Source organism: Bdellovibrionota bacterium, from assembly GCA_040386775.1.
Classification (GTDB): domain Bacteria; phylum Bdellovibrionota; class Bdellovibrionia; order Bdellovibrionales; family JAEYZS01; genus JAEYZS01.
On the sequence record JAZKEU010000016.1, the window covers coordinates 115,694 to 133,230 of the forward strand.

17 protein-coding genes are annotated in these 17,537 nt (G+C 38.9%); 3 read left to right on the top strand and 14 right to left on the bottom strand.

Features of this window, described 5'->3' with window-relative positions; genetic code table 11:
* Nucleotides 1-85: 85 nt before the first annotated feature.
* Nucleotides 86-391, bottom strand: a complete 306-nt coding sequence (locus V4596_09995; GenBank protein MES2769463.1) for a hypothetical protein — start codon at nt 389-391, stop codon at nt 86-88.
* Between the two features lie 161 nt (nt 392-552).
* Between V4596_09995 and V4596_10000 the strand changes: the two genes are divergently transcribed.
* On the top strand, nt 553-990 hold the full coding sequence (locus V4596_10000; protein MES2769464.1) for a hypothetical protein: 438 nt from the start codon (nt 553-555) through the stop codon (nt 988-990).
* Between the two features lie 70 nt (nt 991-1,060).
* On the opposite strand, the gene V4596_10005 is transcribed toward V4596_10000, so the two are convergent.
* From V4596_10005 to V4596_10035, 7 genes are all read right to left on the bottom strand, one after another.
* Nucleotides 1,061-1,258: a hypothetical protein gene (locus V4596_10005; protein ID MES2769465.1), complete on the bottom strand. Its 198-nt coding sequence runs from the start codon at nt 1,256-1,258 to the stop codon at nt 1,061-1,063.
* A gap of 83 nt (nt 1,259-1,341) precedes the next feature.
* Nucleotides 1,342-1,833, bottom strand: coding sequence for a hypothetical protein (locus V4596_10010; GenBank protein MES2769466.1), 492 nt, complete (start codon nt 1,831-1,833; stop codon nt 1,342-1,344).
* Entirely contained in the window at nt 1,830-3,110 is a 1,281-nt protein-coding gene (gene serS, locus V4596_10015; protein MES2769467.1) for a serine--tRNA ligase, read from the bottom strand. The genes V4596_10010 and serS overlap by 4 nt, the downstream gene beginning before the upstream one ends.
* A 56-nt stretch (nt 3,111-3,166) precedes the next feature.
* Complete coding sequence (locus V4596_10020; protein MES2769468.1) at nt 3,167-3,463, bottom strand: hypothetical protein; 297 nt, start codon at nt 3,461-3,463, stop codon at nt 3,167-3,169.
* A gap of 1 nt (nt 3,464) precedes the next feature.
* Nucleotides 3,465-6,320, bottom strand: coding sequence for a tetratricopeptide repeat protein (locus tag V4596_10025; protein MES2769469.1), 2,856 nt, complete (start codon nt 6,318-6,320; stop codon nt 3,465-3,467).
* 3 nt (nt 6,321-6,323) lie between these two features.
* Nucleotides 6,324-6,683, bottom strand: coding sequence for a histidine triad nucleotide-binding protein (locus tag V4596_10030; GenBank protein MES2769470.1), 360 nt, complete (start codon nt 6,681-6,683; stop codon nt 6,324-6,326).
* A 106-nt stretch (nt 6,684-6,789) separates the two neighbouring features.
* The gene (locus tag V4596_10035; protein MES2769471.1) at nt 6,790-6,915 is read right to left on the bottom strand and encodes a hypothetical protein; all 126 of its coding nucleotides are present in this window, start codon (nt 6,913-6,915) and stop codon (nt 6,790-6,792) included.
* A 45-nt stretch (nt 6,916-6,960) separates the two neighbouring features.
* Here V4596_10035 and V4596_10040 point away from each other — a divergent pair, with 45 nt between their 5' ends.
* Entirely contained in the window at nt 6,961-7,689 is a 729-nt protein-coding gene (locus tag V4596_10040; GenBank protein MES2769472.1) for a hypothetical protein, read from the top strand.
* A 17-nt stretch (nt 7,690-7,706) separates the two neighbouring features.
* On the opposite strand, the gene murA is transcribed toward V4596_10040, so the two are convergent.
* From murA to rho, 5 genes are all read right to left on the bottom strand, one after another.
* A complete protein-coding gene (gene murA, locus V4596_10045; protein MES2769473.1) occupies nt 7,707-8,963 on the bottom strand; it encodes a UDP-N-acetylglucosamine 1-carboxyvinyltransferase in 1,257 nt (418 codons plus the stop codon).
* Between the two features lie 63 nt (nt 8,964-9,026).
* The gene (gene prmC / locus V4596_10050; GenBank protein MES2769474.1) at nt 9,027-9,935 is read right to left on the bottom strand and encodes a peptide chain release factor N(5)-glutamine methyltransferase; all 909 of its coding nucleotides are present in this window, start codon (nt 9,933-9,935) and stop codon (nt 9,027-9,029) included.
* Nucleotides 9,936-9,937: 2 nt separating this feature from the next.
* Nucleotides 9,938-11,011 (bottom strand): peptide chain release factor 1, encoded by a 1,074-nt coding sequence (gene prfA / locus V4596_10055; protein ID MES2769475.1) that lies wholly within the window; start codon nt 11,009-11,011, stop codon nt 9,938-9,940.
* A 38-nt stretch (nt 11,012-11,049) separates the two neighbouring features.
* Entirely contained in the window at nt 11,050-11,265 is a 216-nt protein-coding gene (gene rpmE, locus V4596_10060) for a 50S ribosomal protein L31 (protein MES2769476.1), read from the bottom strand.
* A 219-nt stretch (nt 11,266-11,484) separates the two neighbouring features.
* A complete protein-coding gene (gene rho / locus V4596_10065; protein ID MES2769477.1) occupies nt 11,485-12,762 on the bottom strand; it encodes a transcription termination factor Rho in 1,278 nt (425 codons plus the stop codon).
* Nucleotides 12,763-13,498: 736 nt separating this feature from the next.
* On the opposite strand from rho, the gene V4596_10070 reads away from it, so the two are divergent.
* Nucleotides 13,499-13,867, top strand: a complete 369-nt coding sequence (locus V4596_10070; GenBank protein ID MES2769478.1) for a PilZ domain-containing protein — start codon at nt 13,499-13,501, stop codon at nt 13,865-13,867.
* Between the two features lie 113 nt (nt 13,868-13,980).
* Here the strand turns inward: V4596_10070 and V4596_10075 are convergent.
* Nucleotides 13,981-17,537 (bottom strand): RHS repeat-associated core domain-containing protein (locus tag V4596_10075; protein ID MES2769479.1); only part of this gene is annotated, 3,557 nt, incomplete at its 5' end.

Sequence of the window (17,537 nt, forward strand, 5' to 3'; positions counted from 1 at the left end):
GGACTATTATAAGTCTTTTATCGGTCTTTTAAAAGACTTTTTTAACATGTTAAAGCCCGCTTAAGCTAACAGAGCTTTTAATGTCTCAAATTGAGAATTTCGTAACCACAAGGACGCCAAAATAGACTAAAAAAGCAGTTCCAACACTATAACCTACTGTACAACTGTCTACTCCTTTGTATGAACTATTGGGTCTAACATATGTAATTGCAGTAAAGCTTGGTTCAACTACACAATCTCCATGAGCTGCATTTGTTACGATAGTAGCGTCATTTGGCAAAGGGCTTCCGAGCATCAACGTGTAATACTGAGCTCTTTGATCACCGAGCAAATTTTCTGCAAAAGCTGAGCTACCAAAAATAGTAACACCAATAGCAAGACATAAAATCATTTTATTTTTTAGCATAGACATCCAACTCAAAACAAATATCCACAAAATGAAAAATGTGTATATTGTTGAATGAAGTTTGCATAAAGCTTTACCTATATACTGTTGACAAACATTTTCCTCCGATTAGACTTTTTTTAAATTATATTTCCAAAGGGGGAAAAATGAAAATTTTTATGGTTCTATTTGTTTCTTTATTTGCTACGGCAGCGATGAGCTGTCCACCTATCAACTCGAAATTCCAATGCGAGAAAAATCCAGATGATCCATCTGATACCGGCGCTATCTCGGTTGAGAGTGTGCAATCTGGAGCAAACACTTTTTATAAATGGACAGACATGGATACTGGAGAGTCTTCAATGTATCCAACGGATGGACAAAAATACGCGATGGAGAATGGCGGAACATACGTGGGCACATGCGCGGGAAATAACTTCCAAATGATGCTGACAGGAACAGATGCTACGGTTGGACCTTACACTGTAGACATGTACTACACTTTAGATTCTGCCCAAAATCTTTTTAACAAAGGTACAATTCAATTCACGTATCAAGGCCAAAACCATACTGAAGAATTTGAAAATACTTGCACTAAACTTTAATTTTTTAAGTAAGAATTTTTTAAATTAAAAAACAAAAAGGACATTTTATGAATGTCCTTTTTGTCTTTATTTAAGCATCTCTTTGAACTTGGGCCTTACGGCCTATAGATTTTGAGAATCCCTTTACTCTTTGAGCTTCACTTTCATCAAAATGATGTTGATTTCTTACTCCCTGAGAGTCTTTTGATGCCTTGATCATTTTTTTTTGATCTTCTGGAACTTTTTTAATTTCAGATCTCTTTTCGGATCTCTTGGTTTGATTTTTCATTATAAATTACCCCTTTCGGTTCACCATGATACATTTCATGTACTTACAGGATAACAATCAATGAAACTAAAATATTTTTTTGATTATGATTTTTTTATGTACAAATTAACAAAGTAACCATTTACGATCACCAAAAGAGTACTTAAAGCCAACATCCATTTTGCAGGGGTCAAAAACATCAGTGTGTACTCGAGTCCATTGTGAATCTCGGGGAAAATTCTTAAAAGATAATGGATGCTTGATGTCTCTATAAAGTCTGCAATCAAAAGAAGAGCTGGAATAAGGATTAAAGTGGTCGCCAGGTTTTTAAAAAAAGCAAAGTACATTCCAAAAAAGAAAAGCGTGTATGTCGTCATAAACATATAATCAAGGTAATTGATTCTGATATAATTAGCTCTTCCCTCTTCACCCAAAGAAATAAGAAGTGGCTGAATCTCACTCTTTAAATAAAAAAATTTTGAATCCAAAATATCATATTCACCTTTGGTGTAACCAATCGCCACCACAAGAAGAAGGCTGATTCCTCCGAGCACATAAAGCGTTTTATTTTTTGCTAAGATTTCAAAAAATTTCATCTGATCTCTTTGAATTCTGTATACGGTTGCAGTGCTCTGGGAATTTCCACTGAACCATCTTCTCGTTGGTAGTTTTCTAAAATGGCTACCAATGTTCTTCCTACGGCAAGCCCTGATCCATTCAGCGTATGTGCAAACTGAGGCTTATTTGTGCCTGATTTAAATCTAATATTTGCTCTTCTCGCTTGGAAATCTTCGCAGTTTGAACAAGATGAGATCTCACGATAAGAATTCTGACCTGGTAGCCAAACTTCTAGATCGTAAGTCTTAGAGGATCCAAAACCCATATCGCCGGTACAAAGAAGTGATACTCTATACGGAAGCTCTAATCTTTTTAGAATTTCTTCAGCATTCAAAACCATTTTTTCGTGCTCTTCATAAGATCTATCAGGATGAGTGATCTTTACTAACTCGACTTTATTGAATTGATGCTGACGAATAAGGCCTTTCGTATCCTTACCGTAACTGCCCGCTTCAGATCTAAAGCACGGAGTGTATGCCGTTAAATAAATCGGAAGCTTGGCCTCATCTAAAATTTCATCTCTATAATAATTCGTTACAGGAACTTCCGCCGTTGGAATCAAATGGTAATCTGTACCTTGTACGTGAAAGACATCTTCTGTGAACTTAGGAAATTGTCCCGTACCAAAGAAGCTCGCACTATTCGCCATGAACGGAGGATTTGTTTCTTGATAATGATGCTCTTTGGTTTGGATATCTAGCATGAAGTTGATTAAAGCCCTTTCAAGTCTTGCCGCCGCTCCATTCAAAATCGTAAATCTAGCACCTGCAACTTTTGTTGCTCTTTCGAAATCCAAAATTCCTAATTTTTCCCCAATTTCAAAATGCTCTTTTGCTTTAAATGAAAAGACTTTTGGCTCTCCCCATTTTCTGACAATCTTATTGTCAGTTTCCGCTTGACCCACCGGAACATCTTTATGCGCTTTGTTTGGGAGAATGCTGCAAAGTTCTTGAACTTTTTGATCCGCAGCTTCTGCCTCCGCATATAATTTTTTAATTTCATCGCTTAAAGATTTTAAGGACTCAAGCTGTGCGCTTGCATCCTTACCCTCTTTTTTAAGTTTAGCGATTTCTTGAGATTGTTTGTTTTGGTTCGCCTTTTGCGTCTCGGCTTGCGCGATCATTTTCTTTCTTTCCTGATTCAGAGAGAGAAGTTGATCTACGAGCGCAGGGTCACCTTTTCTATTCTTTAAAGATGCTTTATATTCAGCAAGGTAATTGGAATCTGATTTTTCTAGTAATTTAATGTCGATCATATTGTGTAGCCTTGTCTTGTTTGTGCTTGTCGTATTCTTTCTGCTTTATAGCTATCTCATCCGCCAGGAGCAATTAAAATGTACATTTTTAGCAGTAGACCAATTAAAACCAGAATGAAATCCAGCACAATGATTCCAACCCATTTCCAACCTTTTGTGATTTTCAAAAATACAGCTGTTGTTAATACTATTATAAACCAGAAAAGGAATTGTCCATATCCCAAAATCTGCTGTCCCACCAATGTGAGTGTCACACCCAAAAATAAACCTGAAAACAATCTCACCGCAAACAATCCAATATTTTGTGAGTTCTTCTTCAGCGTATGCTGCATGTTTTCTATAAATTCGCCCATCTTAGTTTCCTCCTCCCAATGTCATGATTCTTGATTGCACCTCTGCTCTGTCATCTGCATTGGGCTTTAATTCTAAATACCTTAAATATGCGGAAAGCGCCTGATCACTCAGACCTTGCTTTTCAAAAACTGCGCCTTGTTCTCTGTATATATCTGGGTTACCGCTTTCTTTAGAGGCAGCAACTCTCAACATGCTGGCGGCCGTGTCCAGTTGCCCGGATAATCTGTGGCTCTTCGCTAATTGAATGTACAAGTTAGAGTCATCTGGTCTGAGCTGAACAGCTCTTCTTAATTCATTCGCGGATTGAGAATACTTTTCTTGCGAAAAATAAATATCTGCAAGCAAGATATATGGATCAGCAATTTTAGGATTAATTTTCTTTTCCATTTCTGCGTAATCTGTAGCTTGTTTTGTAAGATTTAATTGTAAAGCCGCTTGACCCGCATAGTAATAGGCTTTCGGATAACGAGGATTTGTTTCGATTACTTTTTGGAAACTCTTCATCGCTTTAGCAGCCGTGGCAGGATTTTTTAAATAAACTTGCCCAATTTGAAATATTGGTTCAGCTCCAGAAGGGTCCAAGCTAGCTGCTCTGAAATATGTTTTCAAAGCTTCGTTCAAATCATTAGCTCTTATGTATGCTTCACCCAAAAGCATTTGCGCCTTCATATGGCTTGGATTGTTATCGATCACTTGTTTTAAAACCGGAATGGCCTCGGAATATCTTTCATCTTTAATTAAAATTAAACCCAAAGATGTCCGGTAATCTAAATTATCTGGGTAAGTATTCACAAGTTGCGCAAGATACTGTTGAGCGGCTCCGATTCCACGTAGACCCAAAAGACTTTCCGCGTAGACCTCTTGAGCTCTAGCATTGTTTGCTTCCAGCGAAATGGCCTTAGCAGAATACTGATAAGCTTTTTCATATTGATTTTGCATCATCAGAGATTCAGATAAAATATTTAATGATTCCACATCACCATCGTAAAGTTTTAATGCATCTCCTGCGTATTTTTCTGCTGTTTTTGCACTTTTTCGTCTTAGCTCGAGTTGAGCAAAGGCTCTCATTAGTTGATAGTTCAGTTTGTTCTCACTTCTTGCCTTGGCTAAGAAATCTGCCGCTGCTTTGAAATCGTATTTCTGAGAATAATAATCAGAAAGTTGAACATATGCTTCCATCAATTTTGGATCGGCTCTCAAAGCTTTTAAACTCCAATCAATCGCGTCTTTAGTTTGATTGAGATTCCACAAGCTTTCTCCAGCCTTCAGTGCCGCCATTGCGTTTTTTGGATTTATTTCAAAAGCTGTTTTAAATTCTGCCTGTGCCGCCAAGTAATTTTTATTTCTTAAGTAGCCCTCTCCCAAAACAATAAGCTGACTGTCTTCTGATTTAATTGTCGCAAGTGCCGCTTCACCACCAAGGCTTATAATTGTGCTTCTAAGTGATGAGTTTCTTGGATCCAGCATAAATGCTTTTTGTGCGTATTCTAAAGCTTTTTCTGGTTGGGTCGAGATATAGAAATTGGTCAGCGCTGTATAGCCCCTCACTAAGATATCATTTGGAACTTTTGATTCATCCATTCCCAATTGAATACGATCCAAACCTTTTGAATTTTTAAATTGCGTTAGCTCAAGAATTCCTAATTCCACTTGAGATTTTGCATGTCCAGGATTTTTATCCAAGATGTCTTTATAAATTTTTGCAGCATTATAATAATCCTGAATATCTGCTCTCATTTGAGCTTCTAAAAAAAATGGCTTTATCCATTGAGGCCATAAACTTTGTGTTTTTTGAACAAACGCTATCGCTGTTGAAGATTGCTTTTCTGATGAAAGAACCTGTGCCTTCATTTCATAAAGAATCGCTGCCGTCGGGTAATCCGACAACAAAGATTGTAAAACTGCATTCATTGCTGAATTTTCTGCCGTTATGCTTGCCTGCACTGCTCTGCAGGTTGCTCCATGAACCCCCAGAGAATTTTCGGCCTGCGCTATCTGAACTAACTTAGTGAGATTTTGTAAGTCTTTAGAATCCTGGAAAGCAAAGGGCCAAAGCTCTCTATACGTTAAACAAAGTAAAGAGATCGCATCTAAATTTTTAGGATTTGATTCAAGCAAACCAACTAAAATTTGTAGAGTTTTATAGTATCCTTTAAAATCATCTTCTTGAAATTCACTTAAACTTTGTTTTAAGAGTTCTTGAGTTTCACTTAAAGAAAGAGGTGATTTCTTTTGCATTGGAAATAGCAAATGAATTTTTCCCTCGTCCAAAGGAACACGGTTTTCAAAACTACTAAAGATAATAAAAATTAAAATGATCGCCACGATTCCGATAACAATGTTTACAATTTTATTGATTTTATATTGTTTCTTCAAAAAACTTACTGATTCTCTTAAATCTATAATTGGCGGTTTAAACTGTGGACCTGTTGAAGTTGTATGCTCGGTCTTTTCTATCTTCTCGGCTTTGTTTTGTCCTGAGCTAACTTTCTTGTCTCTTGTGGGAGCCTCTCGCTGTCCTTCGATAATGACCTTCCCTCTTTTGAGAGGCGCCTCCGGCTGAGGCTGTTCTTCTTGGTCTGAGGTCGAAACTTTATCTATGTATTGAGACATCGTGAGCTCGGCTGAAATATCTTTTTCAGCTATCGTTCTGTGTTCCGTTTTTAGTGCTTCCATGATGACATCATAGAACTCAGGATATTTTGAAATCTCAACCCAACGTTCGGCATTCTTAGGAGTAATTAATTCTTGCCCATCCAAAAAGCCTCTCTCAATAAGATTCATAATCTTATTGGTGGTGAAGGGACCAAAGATTCTTCCCTTTTTATCTTTTAGATTCCACATTGCATCAGTCATGAGTTATGTGTTGCTCCCAAACTTTGCACTCATCTTTTCATCGCTCATAACATGGAGATGAAGATGGAATACGGTTTGACCGCCGTTTTTACCTGTGTTGATAACGCTGCGGTAACCCTTACTCTTGAATCCTTCGGTTTCTGAAATTTGATTTGCTGCCCGAAATAGATCATTTACGATGCTCGTATTCGAATCTTCAAGATGCGCGAGAGACTCTACATGAAACTTTGGAATGACCAAGTAATGCTGCTCAGCCTGTGGATGAATGTCTTTGAACGCAAAAACCTTTTCATTTTCAAAAATTTTTGCTGCTGGAATTTGGCCTTTTATGATTTTACAAAACAGGCAATCGTCTTTGAGCATCGTTCTTCATCCTTGTTGTACGATTCATCTACTTAATTTTTGGTTCCATACTGGAATTGAGCACCAAGATGGAACTGCTAAACAAAAAATTAGGTAACTATTTGATTTATTTACCTAAAAATATTTTTCCATTCTTTCTCTGAAGATTCAAAGTTTCAATTTGGCCATTCTGCTTTGCGTAAATTCCTATCAGTTCGTACACAGAGCTATAAATTTTACTTAGTTCTGGCATCGCTTTTGCTTATTAGAGCCGTGTCAACTCACGGGGAGAATGAAAATGATCAAAATAATTATTTCTGTTTATATCGCGGCAATTCTTTTAATTGCAGGATTCGCAGAAGCGAACCAATTTCCAGTCGCAGAAGCGAAACCTCTTCCTCTTGCTAAACACACAATCTCTACCGACCTGACTGCACTTAACAATCAAAGAATCAGACATGCTACAAAAGTTGGATTAAATATCGCTGACGCAAGATTTGACTCTAGAAGAGAAATTCTAACTCTTTCTGGTAATGTAGCTTCAGAATGCCTAAATACTATTCAGCCTGAATTGAACTTCGATCCAAGATCTAACTCCGTATTGGTTTCTGTCACAGCTGAAAATGCAAATTGCCTTAACGATTCAAGAAATTTTTATGAAATCGTAATCGACATCAAAGCTTTCTTTGCTGAACACACTTTAAATAAAGACGCAATGATCAGTTTCCACATGGATAACTTTACCGGCGGGGACGCCTACTCTTTTAAGTATTTCGCCAAACAACAAATGAAATATTCTTTCGATACAGCTGCGCACGGTACAGTTGAGATTGACCACAGAACTGGAAAGTTCTATTTGATCGGTCGCGGTTCTAAGATCGAAATCATGTCTAGAATCGATCTTCATAATTTTGTAAACAGATTCGTTCAACTTAAAGGACTTGTACCAAGCGCATTCACCATCGGTGAAGAAGCTAGCCCCATCTATTCTCAACTTATCGTTGGTCAATTGACTGTAATGAGATAGTTTTAGCTTAAAAGTAATTATTCTTTTGCGCGGATTGCGTCCGCGCCTAGTTTTTGTAGTTTTTCTTCTAACTTTTCGTAGCCGCGATCAAGATGGTAGACTCTCAAAACTTGAGTTTCTCCCTGAGAAGCAAGACCCGCTAATATGAGAGACGCTGATGCCCTTAAGTCTGTTGCCATAACAGGAGCACCTGTTAATTTTCCTTTTTTTCCTCTGACAATTGCGACTTGAGTTCTTGATGTTATGTCTGCATTCATTCTTACTAATTCTTGAACGTGCATGAATCTGTTTTCAAAAATATTTTCCGAGATGATACTTGTACCCTCTGCTACAGTCATGAGTGCCATAAACTGCGCCTGAAGATCTGTTGCAAATCCTGGATATGGAGTTGTTTGCACATCTACTCCTTTCCATGAAGAACATTTTCTTACAGTAATAAAGTCTTTTCCAGTATCAATTTTAAATCCACTCTCTTTCATTTTTGCGATTAAAGCATCAAGATGAGTTGGAACGCATTTAGTGACTGTCACTTCACCACCTGTGATTGCACCTGCGATAAGTAAAGTTCCTGCCTCGATACGATCTGGAATTACTGTGTGTTCTGCTGCTTTTAATTTTTCTACTCCAGTGATTTTAAGAATGCTTGATCCAATACCCTCGATCTTTGCGCCCATCTTTACCAGATAATTTGCAAGATCGTCCACTTCCGGTTCTTTTGCGGCATTTTCAATTGTAGTTACACCATCTGCAAGAACTGCGGCCATCAATGCATTCTCAGTTCCGCCCACGGTCACACCATCGAATACGATGGTTGCACCTTTTAATTTTTTAGAGCGAGCAATAACATAACCTTCTTGGATTTCAATTTCTGCGCCGAGAGTTTTCATCGCATCCAAATGTTTATCGATGGGACGAGTTCCAATGGCACAACCACCTGGTAAGCTTACAACTGCTTCTCCATATCTTGCCAGGATCGGACCTAAGCAAAGAATCGAAGCTCTCATTTTACGAACAAGCTCATAAGGAGCTTTCTTGATGAGTTCGCCTTTGCATTCAACAATAAAGTTATCGCCTTCCCAGCTTACCTTGGCTCCCAAGTGCTCAAGCAACAGTTGAGTTGAGTTGATATCTTGAAGCTTTGGAACATTTTTAAAAACATGCTTCCCATCTGCGAGGAGTGTAGAAAATAAAAGTGGGAGCGCAGAATTTTTTGCTCCACCTGTGTGTATTTCACCATTGAGCTGCTTTAAACCTTTTACGACGATTTTATCCATGATGTTCCTAGTTGGCCATTTGGCGCGATTATAATGGCGGATTCTGATATCTATAAGGGTGACTTAATTAGAGGTATTTGTCAAAAGGCTCTTTTTTGTGGCGATCACAAAGCGATCATAGCCTGCATAATCTTGAGCCAGCTGGACATTCTCAAAAAATCCACTTTCAGTGACAATTTTTTTTGCTGCCTCGCCTTGTGAAGCTCCAATCTCAAAGATCCACAACCCTTTTTCTCTTAAAACAGATCCTCCAAGGTTAGTCCATTTAGATATTTTTTCTAGACCGCTGTCTTCGCAGTATAAAGCTTCTTGAGGCTCAAATTTCTTAACATTTTTTTCTACGAGCTGGTCATCTTTTGCAATGTAAGGAGGATTTGAAACCACCACATCAAAAAGTCCTGAAAATCCTTTTAGCTTTAGAAATTCAAAATCTTTGTAACTTAAGTGATCTGCATCTTTTTGTAGAATATCAATTTTATCTGAAACTTCTAAGTTCTTAGCATTTTCTCTTGTGGTTTCTACTGCCTTATCAGAAATATCAATGGCTACAACTTTCATTTTGAAAACTTCTTTGAGAAGCGAAATACCAATGCATCCAGATCCACAACCGATGTCTAAAGCCCAAATTTCTTTTTCCATTTTTTCTTCTTCAATCCAATGAAGAATGTATTCCACCAAAAGCTCTGTTTCGGGTCTTGGAATCAAGACTCCCTCTTGAACATAAAAAGTGTAGTTTAAAAAATCTTTTTTATTTGTGATGTAAGAAACGGGTTCACCTTGGATTCTTCGCTCAATCTTTTGTAAACACTCTTGAAGATCTTGCGGCGCCAATTCCTTTTTAGAATGAATATAAAGATCTGTTCGTGGACACTTTAAAACGTCAGCAATAATAACTTCGGCATCAAGTCTTGCTGAAGGACTTTTGTCTTTTAGAAAGTTTGATGCTGTTAAAATTAAATCTTGGATTTTAATACTTACGTTCCTTGAGAATTTTTTAAAGCCTCAGTTTGGTAATGTGTAATGAGTGGCTCGATCATCAGATCAATTCCGCCTTCCATTAAGGTGTCGATTTGGTAAACTGTGTGGTTGATTCTATGATCCGTCACTCTCGACTGAGGGAAGTTATACGTTCTAATGCGCTCTGATCTATCGCCTGTTCCAATTTGCGCAAGTCGCTTATCAGATGCATCTTTGATTTGTTTTTGTTCTTCGGCATCTTGAATTCTGGCTGCCAAGATTTTAATCGCTTTATTTTTATTTTTTAACTGTGATTTTTCATCCTGACAAATTACCACGGTGTTTGTTGGAAGATGGGTAACACGCACTGCCGAGTCTGTGGTATTCACCGACTGACCGCCAGATCCACCTGCTCTGAACACATCAATCTTTAAATCATTGGGATGTATATTGATCTCAACTTCATCCACTTCGGGAAGTACCGCTACGGTGATGGTAGAAGTATGAACACGACCTTGAGTTTCAGTCTTTGGAACTCTTTGCACCCGGTGAACGCCTGATTCATATTTTAGACGGCTAAATACTTTATCTCCGTTAATACTGGCAATAACTTCTTTAAAGCCGCCCACGGGTGATGCAGAAGTCGAAAGGACTTCTACGCTCCATCTATATTTTTGCGCGTAATGCGTGTAGGCTCTGAAAAGTTCCTCTGAGAAAAGAGAGGCCTCGTCACCACCGGCACCAGCTCTAATTTCTAGAATGATATTCTTGTCGTCGTTAGGATCTTTGGGAAGTAAGAGAATTTTTAATTTTGCCGAGAGCTCTTCAACAGATTTTTCCAAAACGGGCAATTCTTCTTTTGCCATTGCTCTAAGATCTGCGTCTTTTTCTGTTTCTAAAATGTTTTTGGCTTCTTTGCGTTCTTGTTCGATCTTTTTGTATTCACGATACACGTCCACAATCTCTTTGAGAGTAGAATACTCTTTCATAATGAGGGCGTACTTTTTATTATCGTTGATTACGTTGGGATCTAAAATCTGCTGGGCTACACCCTCATATTTTTTTTCAACGTCGTCGAGTCTTTTAAACATATGAAGGTTTACCGAATGTTCCTAAATGGAAGTTAGGATTATTTGCTTTTAGAAGAAAAATTAGCGTAACGTTTTTTGAACTTATCTACGCGTCCTTCTGTATCTACAAGTTTTTGTTTTCCTGTGTAGAACGGATGACAGTTGCTGCAAATATCAACACGAAGTTCTTTCTTCGTAGACTTTGTCATGTATGTATTTCCGCAAACGCAAACTACGCTTGAGTCAAAATATTCTGGATGGATTGCTGGTTTCATGGTTTTTCCTTTGTTCATTGCCGGTTTCAATTCGGCATGAGTTGGAGTTTCTCTCATTTTTCTAGAGTAAAATCAAGTTATTGGGAGAATATTTCAGACCTAGACCCCCCCTCTTGTTCCTACACAGAGTTATCCACAGGAAGGCCGGAGCTCTGCGACGATTATTAGTTGTCACAGCGCTTCTTTAAATTTGCCTAATTATTAAGTTATTTCGAGGGTTTACTTTCCGCCCATATTCGCAAGGAACTCTGTATTGGACTTCGTTTCCGAAAGTTTGCCCAAAATAAACTCCATACTATCCACAACGTTCATTGGTGCTAAAACCTTTCTGAGGATCCAGATTCGGTTCAAATCAGCCTTATCTATGAGTAAATCCTCTTTACGAGTACCAGATTTGTTGATGTCCATGCATGGGAAAATACGTTTTTCCATGAGTTTTCTATCCAAGTGGATCTCTGAGTTACCAGTACCTTTGAATTCCTCAAAAATAACTTCATCCATTCTTGAGCCTGTATCGATAAGCGCAGTTGCGATAATTGTTAAGCTTCCGCCCTCTTCGATATTTCTTGCGGCACCAAAGAATCTTTTTGGTTTATGAAGAGCGTTTGAATCTACACCACCAGAAAGAATTTTTCCCGAAGGAGGAACTACCGTGTTGTAAGCTCTTGCTAAGCGGGTAATAGAATCTAGAAGAATAACGACGTCATGTTTGTGCTCAACTAAACGCTTTGCTTTTTCGATGACCATCTCGGCAACTTGAACGTGACGAGTAGGTGGTTCATCAAAAGTGGATGAAACAACTTCGCCCTTCACAGATCTCAACATATCTGTTACTTCCTCTGGTCTTTCATCAATCAGAAGTACGATTAATTTTACCTCTGGGTGATTCGTAGAAATTGCATTCGCAATCTCTTGCATCAAAACTGTTTTACCAGTTCTTGGAGGAGCAACGATCAGTGCTCTTTGGCCTTTTCCAAGTGGAGACATAAGATCAACCACTCTTGTTGTGTAGTTGTTGGGAGCATATTCAAGTTTTAGTCTTTCTTCTGGATAAAGCGGGGTTAAGTTATCGAATAAGATTTTATCTTTCGCTTTTTCAGGAGACTCATGATTGAGAGTTTCTACTTTTTGAAGAGCAAAATATCTTTCGCCGTCTTTTGGCGGACGAACTGTTCCGCTCACAGTGTCACCAGTTCTCAAGCCAATTCTTCTAATTTGTGATGGACTCACATAAATATCATCTGGACCCGGAAGATAGTTGTAATCCGGAGATCTTAAAAATCCGTATCCGTCAGGTAAGATTTCAAGAACACCATGACCGTAGATATCTCCAAATCTTGCTGCGCGTTTTAGAATTTCGAAGATCATATCTTGTCTTCTCATTCCGGCCGCATGAAGGATGTTTAATTTTGTCGCGAGTTCTAATAATTGAGTGATGTTTTTAGTTTTAAGATCTTTAGAGTTAAGTTCTTTTCTTTCCTCTTCAGTTAACTGAATTTGAGTGTCTTCTTGATTTTCGTCGTCGATTCCGTGTCCGTTTTCTACACTATTTCCAGCAGATTCTTCTTCTTGATGTCTGTCTCTATGGAAGTTTTTTCGCTCGTGATCTCTACCGCCGCCTCTGCCAGCGTTGCGATCATTTCTGTTGTTGTCTCTGCGGTGATTATTGTTTCTGCCGCCTTCGTTTCTGTCATTTCTGGTATCGTTTCTGGATTCGTTTCTGTGATTTTCTCGAGGGGCCTTTTCGCTTGGAGCTTCGGCTCTTTGGGGTTCGGCTTTGGCTTCAGGAGTTGCGGCTGACTCTTTTTTAGGTGCAGTTTCTTGTTCTGATGACTCTGGCTTTTTGGCTCTGAATGATTTTTTCTTGGTGCCTTCGTCAGCGTTTTTGTTTTCGTCAGACATTAAATTTATCTCCTTGTAGAGTGAATTGAGAACTTAAAAATTATTTGATTTGAATTTTTATGGTGTGTTAGTTAACCGGCCCAATTGATCGTTATTTAGTTTGGTGGGTATTTGATCTTTTTCTAGATCTTTATATTATAGGTTAGATGCTCTTGAATTCCTCTATTTTCTCCATATTAAAGGTTTTGTCAATGGGGATTTATTTTTTACCTCTAAGTATCTGATACTAAAAGTGAAATTTCTCCATATGAGACAACGATTGCCTCAAAACGAGATTGCTAAAATTACACATAAAAATACCGATATGTCTATATAGCTTGAGGAGTTATTTATGATGGAACCAACCAAAATGCCCGCGAGAAGAATACATTTACAACTCGATATTAACTATAAGAAGTCTTATGCCCGCCAAGATTCGAAAGGCATGCTTTCGAACATCAGTCTGACTGGCGCTTTCTTAAAGACGGACACCGCTAAAGTTCAACTCAACGAAAAAATCGTGCTGTATTTTGAAGTGAGCGGAAGAAGAAGGAAGATTCAGGCCAACGTTGTTTGGAAAAATGAAAATGGTGTTGGACTTGCTTTTATGCCATTCAACAATAGAGATGTGCAATTGATCGATGACTTGATGTATTTCGTAGAATCTTCTCGAGAGAACAGAAGATCTATTCTTGAAACTATTTTCAAGAAGGCAATTTAGAATTGCGGCATTGGATCATCTTTTAGTTCAAACTCTATTCTAGAAAAAAAGGCTCCGTGAGGAGCCTTTTGACTTTTATGCAGCGTGACCCGGAAAGGAAAGCTGGTACTTATTTAATATCCAGCCCAACCTCCTCCATAAGGATACTCTATATTTGCCCAGCCCGATACTCCTGTTTCCCAAGAAATGCGACAGCCATGCTTTTTAGCTAACTCCAATAGTTTTCTTAGCTTTGCTTGTAGCTCATAATATTTTTTTGCATTTGCCATTTCTTCAGCTGGTGTTAAGCGAGGACCAGAACCACTATATAGACCATCTTGAATAGTACCTTCAATCTCGCGCTCCAACCTTTCTAATTCGGCTTCAATTTTAGGGCAAGGATCTTCTTCGTCATCCTTACATTCACCTGTGTCTGGGTCCCACCAACTGTCCCATATCAATTTATCTATAATTTTATCTGTATCTAAAGCTTCCCTTAATAGAGTGCCTCCCTTCCAGCCGTACTCAGCAGCATCAACTAATTTCCCAGCAGGGCCTAGCCATCTCAGAAAACCTGCAGCACGGGAAATACCTGAGGGAATTCTAACTGTACCTGGTGTACCTGTAGGTACAGTGCGAAGAAATACAGGATCATTGGCTGCAGGCGGAAGACCTCTCACTCCATTCGGCACACGATTCGGTGCCGCTTGTAACCCCAAAGGATCCGTAGCCGTCAAAGGATTTGCACCAACATAAGAGTACGTGCTGATACCACCAGCAAGACCGATCGGGTCTGATTGCACGTATCTCCCTGTGCTTGGATCGTAATCTCTGAAGTAGTTATAAACTAATCCCGTGAAACTATCGTGGATCTGACCAGGGAATCTTAAATTAAATTCAAAATGAGTTCCATCTGCATCTGGATCCGTGATCGGTTGCACTTTACCAAACGCTTCGTTCTCTAAAGGGTTCTTCCACACACTTAAGTTTCTAACCGGATCTATCACTGTTCTTGGAGTTCCCAATGCATCCGATTGCACGTAGTAAAGTTTTGCAGTTGAAGTTGTGCCCGTCACAAGTCCCACTGGCATTCCCGCTAACCAAATCATCTGTTTGATCGGACTTCCAGACGAATTGTATTCCCCAAGTAAAGAACCTGAATCTCCGTACACGAAATATGTTTCTCCGCCTGCTGAAGGAGTTCTTTGCACTCTTTCCCCTGAAGCATTGTAAACATACTGAACTGAACCTGTGCTCTTAGTCACAGAGTGAAGTCTATTTGCACTGTTGTAACTCAAACTTAAGATCGCAGGACCTGAAACCGTTGCACTTGTCTTTGTTAAGTTACCCGCTAAATCATAAGCCTTGTACTCTGTACCATCATAAGTGAGACGGTGAGAGTTTGTATCGTAAGCATAATTCTTTGTTAAATAATTATAACTTGATCCATTTGGTACTGCTTCAATCACCGATGTTCTATTTCCTGTCGCATCGTAATTGTATTCCCAAAGTTTTATCTGGCTTGAATTTTCTGCAGATTTTAAGCGATTTAGTCCATCGTACTTATAATCTCTGATTAACCCTGGCGCTTGAAGTTGTGTTAAGTTCCCAACCCCATTGAATGCGTAAGTATAATTGATACCACCAGAAGCCGTGTCTCTAATGATATGTGGTCTATAGTTCAGATCAAAAGTTCTTGTTATTGATCTACCATTCCCATAATCCCATCCTGCGATTGGACCAAACGGATAGTATGTGGCATCTTCAATTAAAACTGCACGAGATCCCGACGTCACTCCCACTTCAGACACTTGGCCTAAAGAGTTGTAAACGTAATCTACAACTAAACCGTCAGGATAAATCATCTGCTCCAGTTGACCGTTTACCTTGTAGATCCAACGTAGAACAAATGTCTTTCCATTTATCTTTTGAACTTTTCTAACTAGATCTCCGTAAGCGTTGTAACAAAGAGCTGTACTACCACTGCCATCTTCAACTTTAGTGAGTTTTCCGATGACGTAACCTTCGCCTCTTTCACACTCTAGCGGCAACTCATCATAAGTGTACGTTATGTCTAAACCTGGCGTTGGTGATTCTGCGTAATCGATAATTCTTGTTCTACCCAAGATATCATAAACATACTGCGTGGTTTTTCCGTTAGCATCTTTTGCTTCAGTCAACTGACCCAAAGAATTATACTTATAATCTGTATTCCCCGTGTCTTTACTTTCTAACTTCGAAGACTTTCCAAATCCATCATACAAATAGTTTGTATCTAAGTTCTTAGGATCTATAACTTTCGTTATACTATTTAAAGCATTATGTTTTTGATTCACTTCTTGCGGCAAAAGGCCCGCAGCATCTTTAATGAATTTTTTAATTCTTCCTAAAGAATCATATTCATTTGTCGACTGTCTGCTCAAAGCATCCGTTGTCGTCTCAAGATTTCCTTCCGAATCATAAGTCATCGTAGCCGTTGCATTTCCACCCAATTGGCTTTGTGCATCTCTTACCGTCATCATCTGACTTAAGCTGTTGTAAGTGAAGGCTAAAGTTTTTCTTGGAATTCCACCAGAATCTTTAATCTCTTCTTTTAATGTCTTTCCATCTGCGTTTAACGTGTAGACGGTTTTATTGCCAAGATTATCTTCCATCGAAGTCAATCTGTCTGCATCATCATAGTTGTACTTTAAATATGTTCCGTCAGGATTATTCACTTGCTTCACTTGGTTCGTCGAAGTGTAAGTCATCGTGGTTGTACGGTCGCCGTCTGAACCTTTTATTTTTATAGCCGACTGTCTTCCTTTGAAGTCATATTCAAATTCTGTCACTACACCATTGTAATTTTTTATGGCCAATATTCTTCCTGAGCCATCATAACTTACGATCTCTGAAATATGGTTGAGTGAGTTTGTGACCTTCCACAAATCTCCTTTACGATATGGACAAGTCGTTGGAGCTGTAGCACAACTTTCTTCATCTGTTTGTCTATAAGTATAAGACGTTGTGTCTCCGCTGCCAGAATTATTCTCTGATAATAGCAAACCCACTATTGGACATGTACCACTTGTCACGTCTGAATCTTCACAGTAAATCTTAGTATTCGTGCGCGTATTATTGTCTAATACATTCGTAAGTGTTTCCGTTAAAACTTGACCACGAGTATTGTACGTCCAACTTGTCTTACTCTGCAGCACGTTGTTGTTATCAAACACTCTCACTTGCGTCGTTAAGTTGCTCGCATTGCGATCCACTTCTCTTCTTCTCTGCTCAGGCGTTCCCACTGCAGAGGTGATAGTTCGATTGTACTCAGTCGGATAAGTAAAGCTTGTCGTAATTCCTCTTCTATCCGTCTCACTCATTACTCTTTTCTGTGAATCATAAAGTCTCGACACACTTCCTGATACACCTGAAGTACTCATGTTAGTAATTGGACGATAAGTTCCTGTACCCATCGTGTAGGTTGTAACTGCACCAGATTCTGTTGTCATCGTTGCTTGGGTATTACTATCATAAGTCACCGATGCCACTTCATTCGGTGGACCAAACACCGTACTAGACGTTGCTCTTCCTTGATTGTCATATTTAAAGTTTGCAAATCTTGTCTCTACTGTTCCTACGATATTTGAAATCCCAGTCAGCTTATGAACTTGCTCCGGATCTCCTACCAACGCTGGCTCTGCATAGTGAT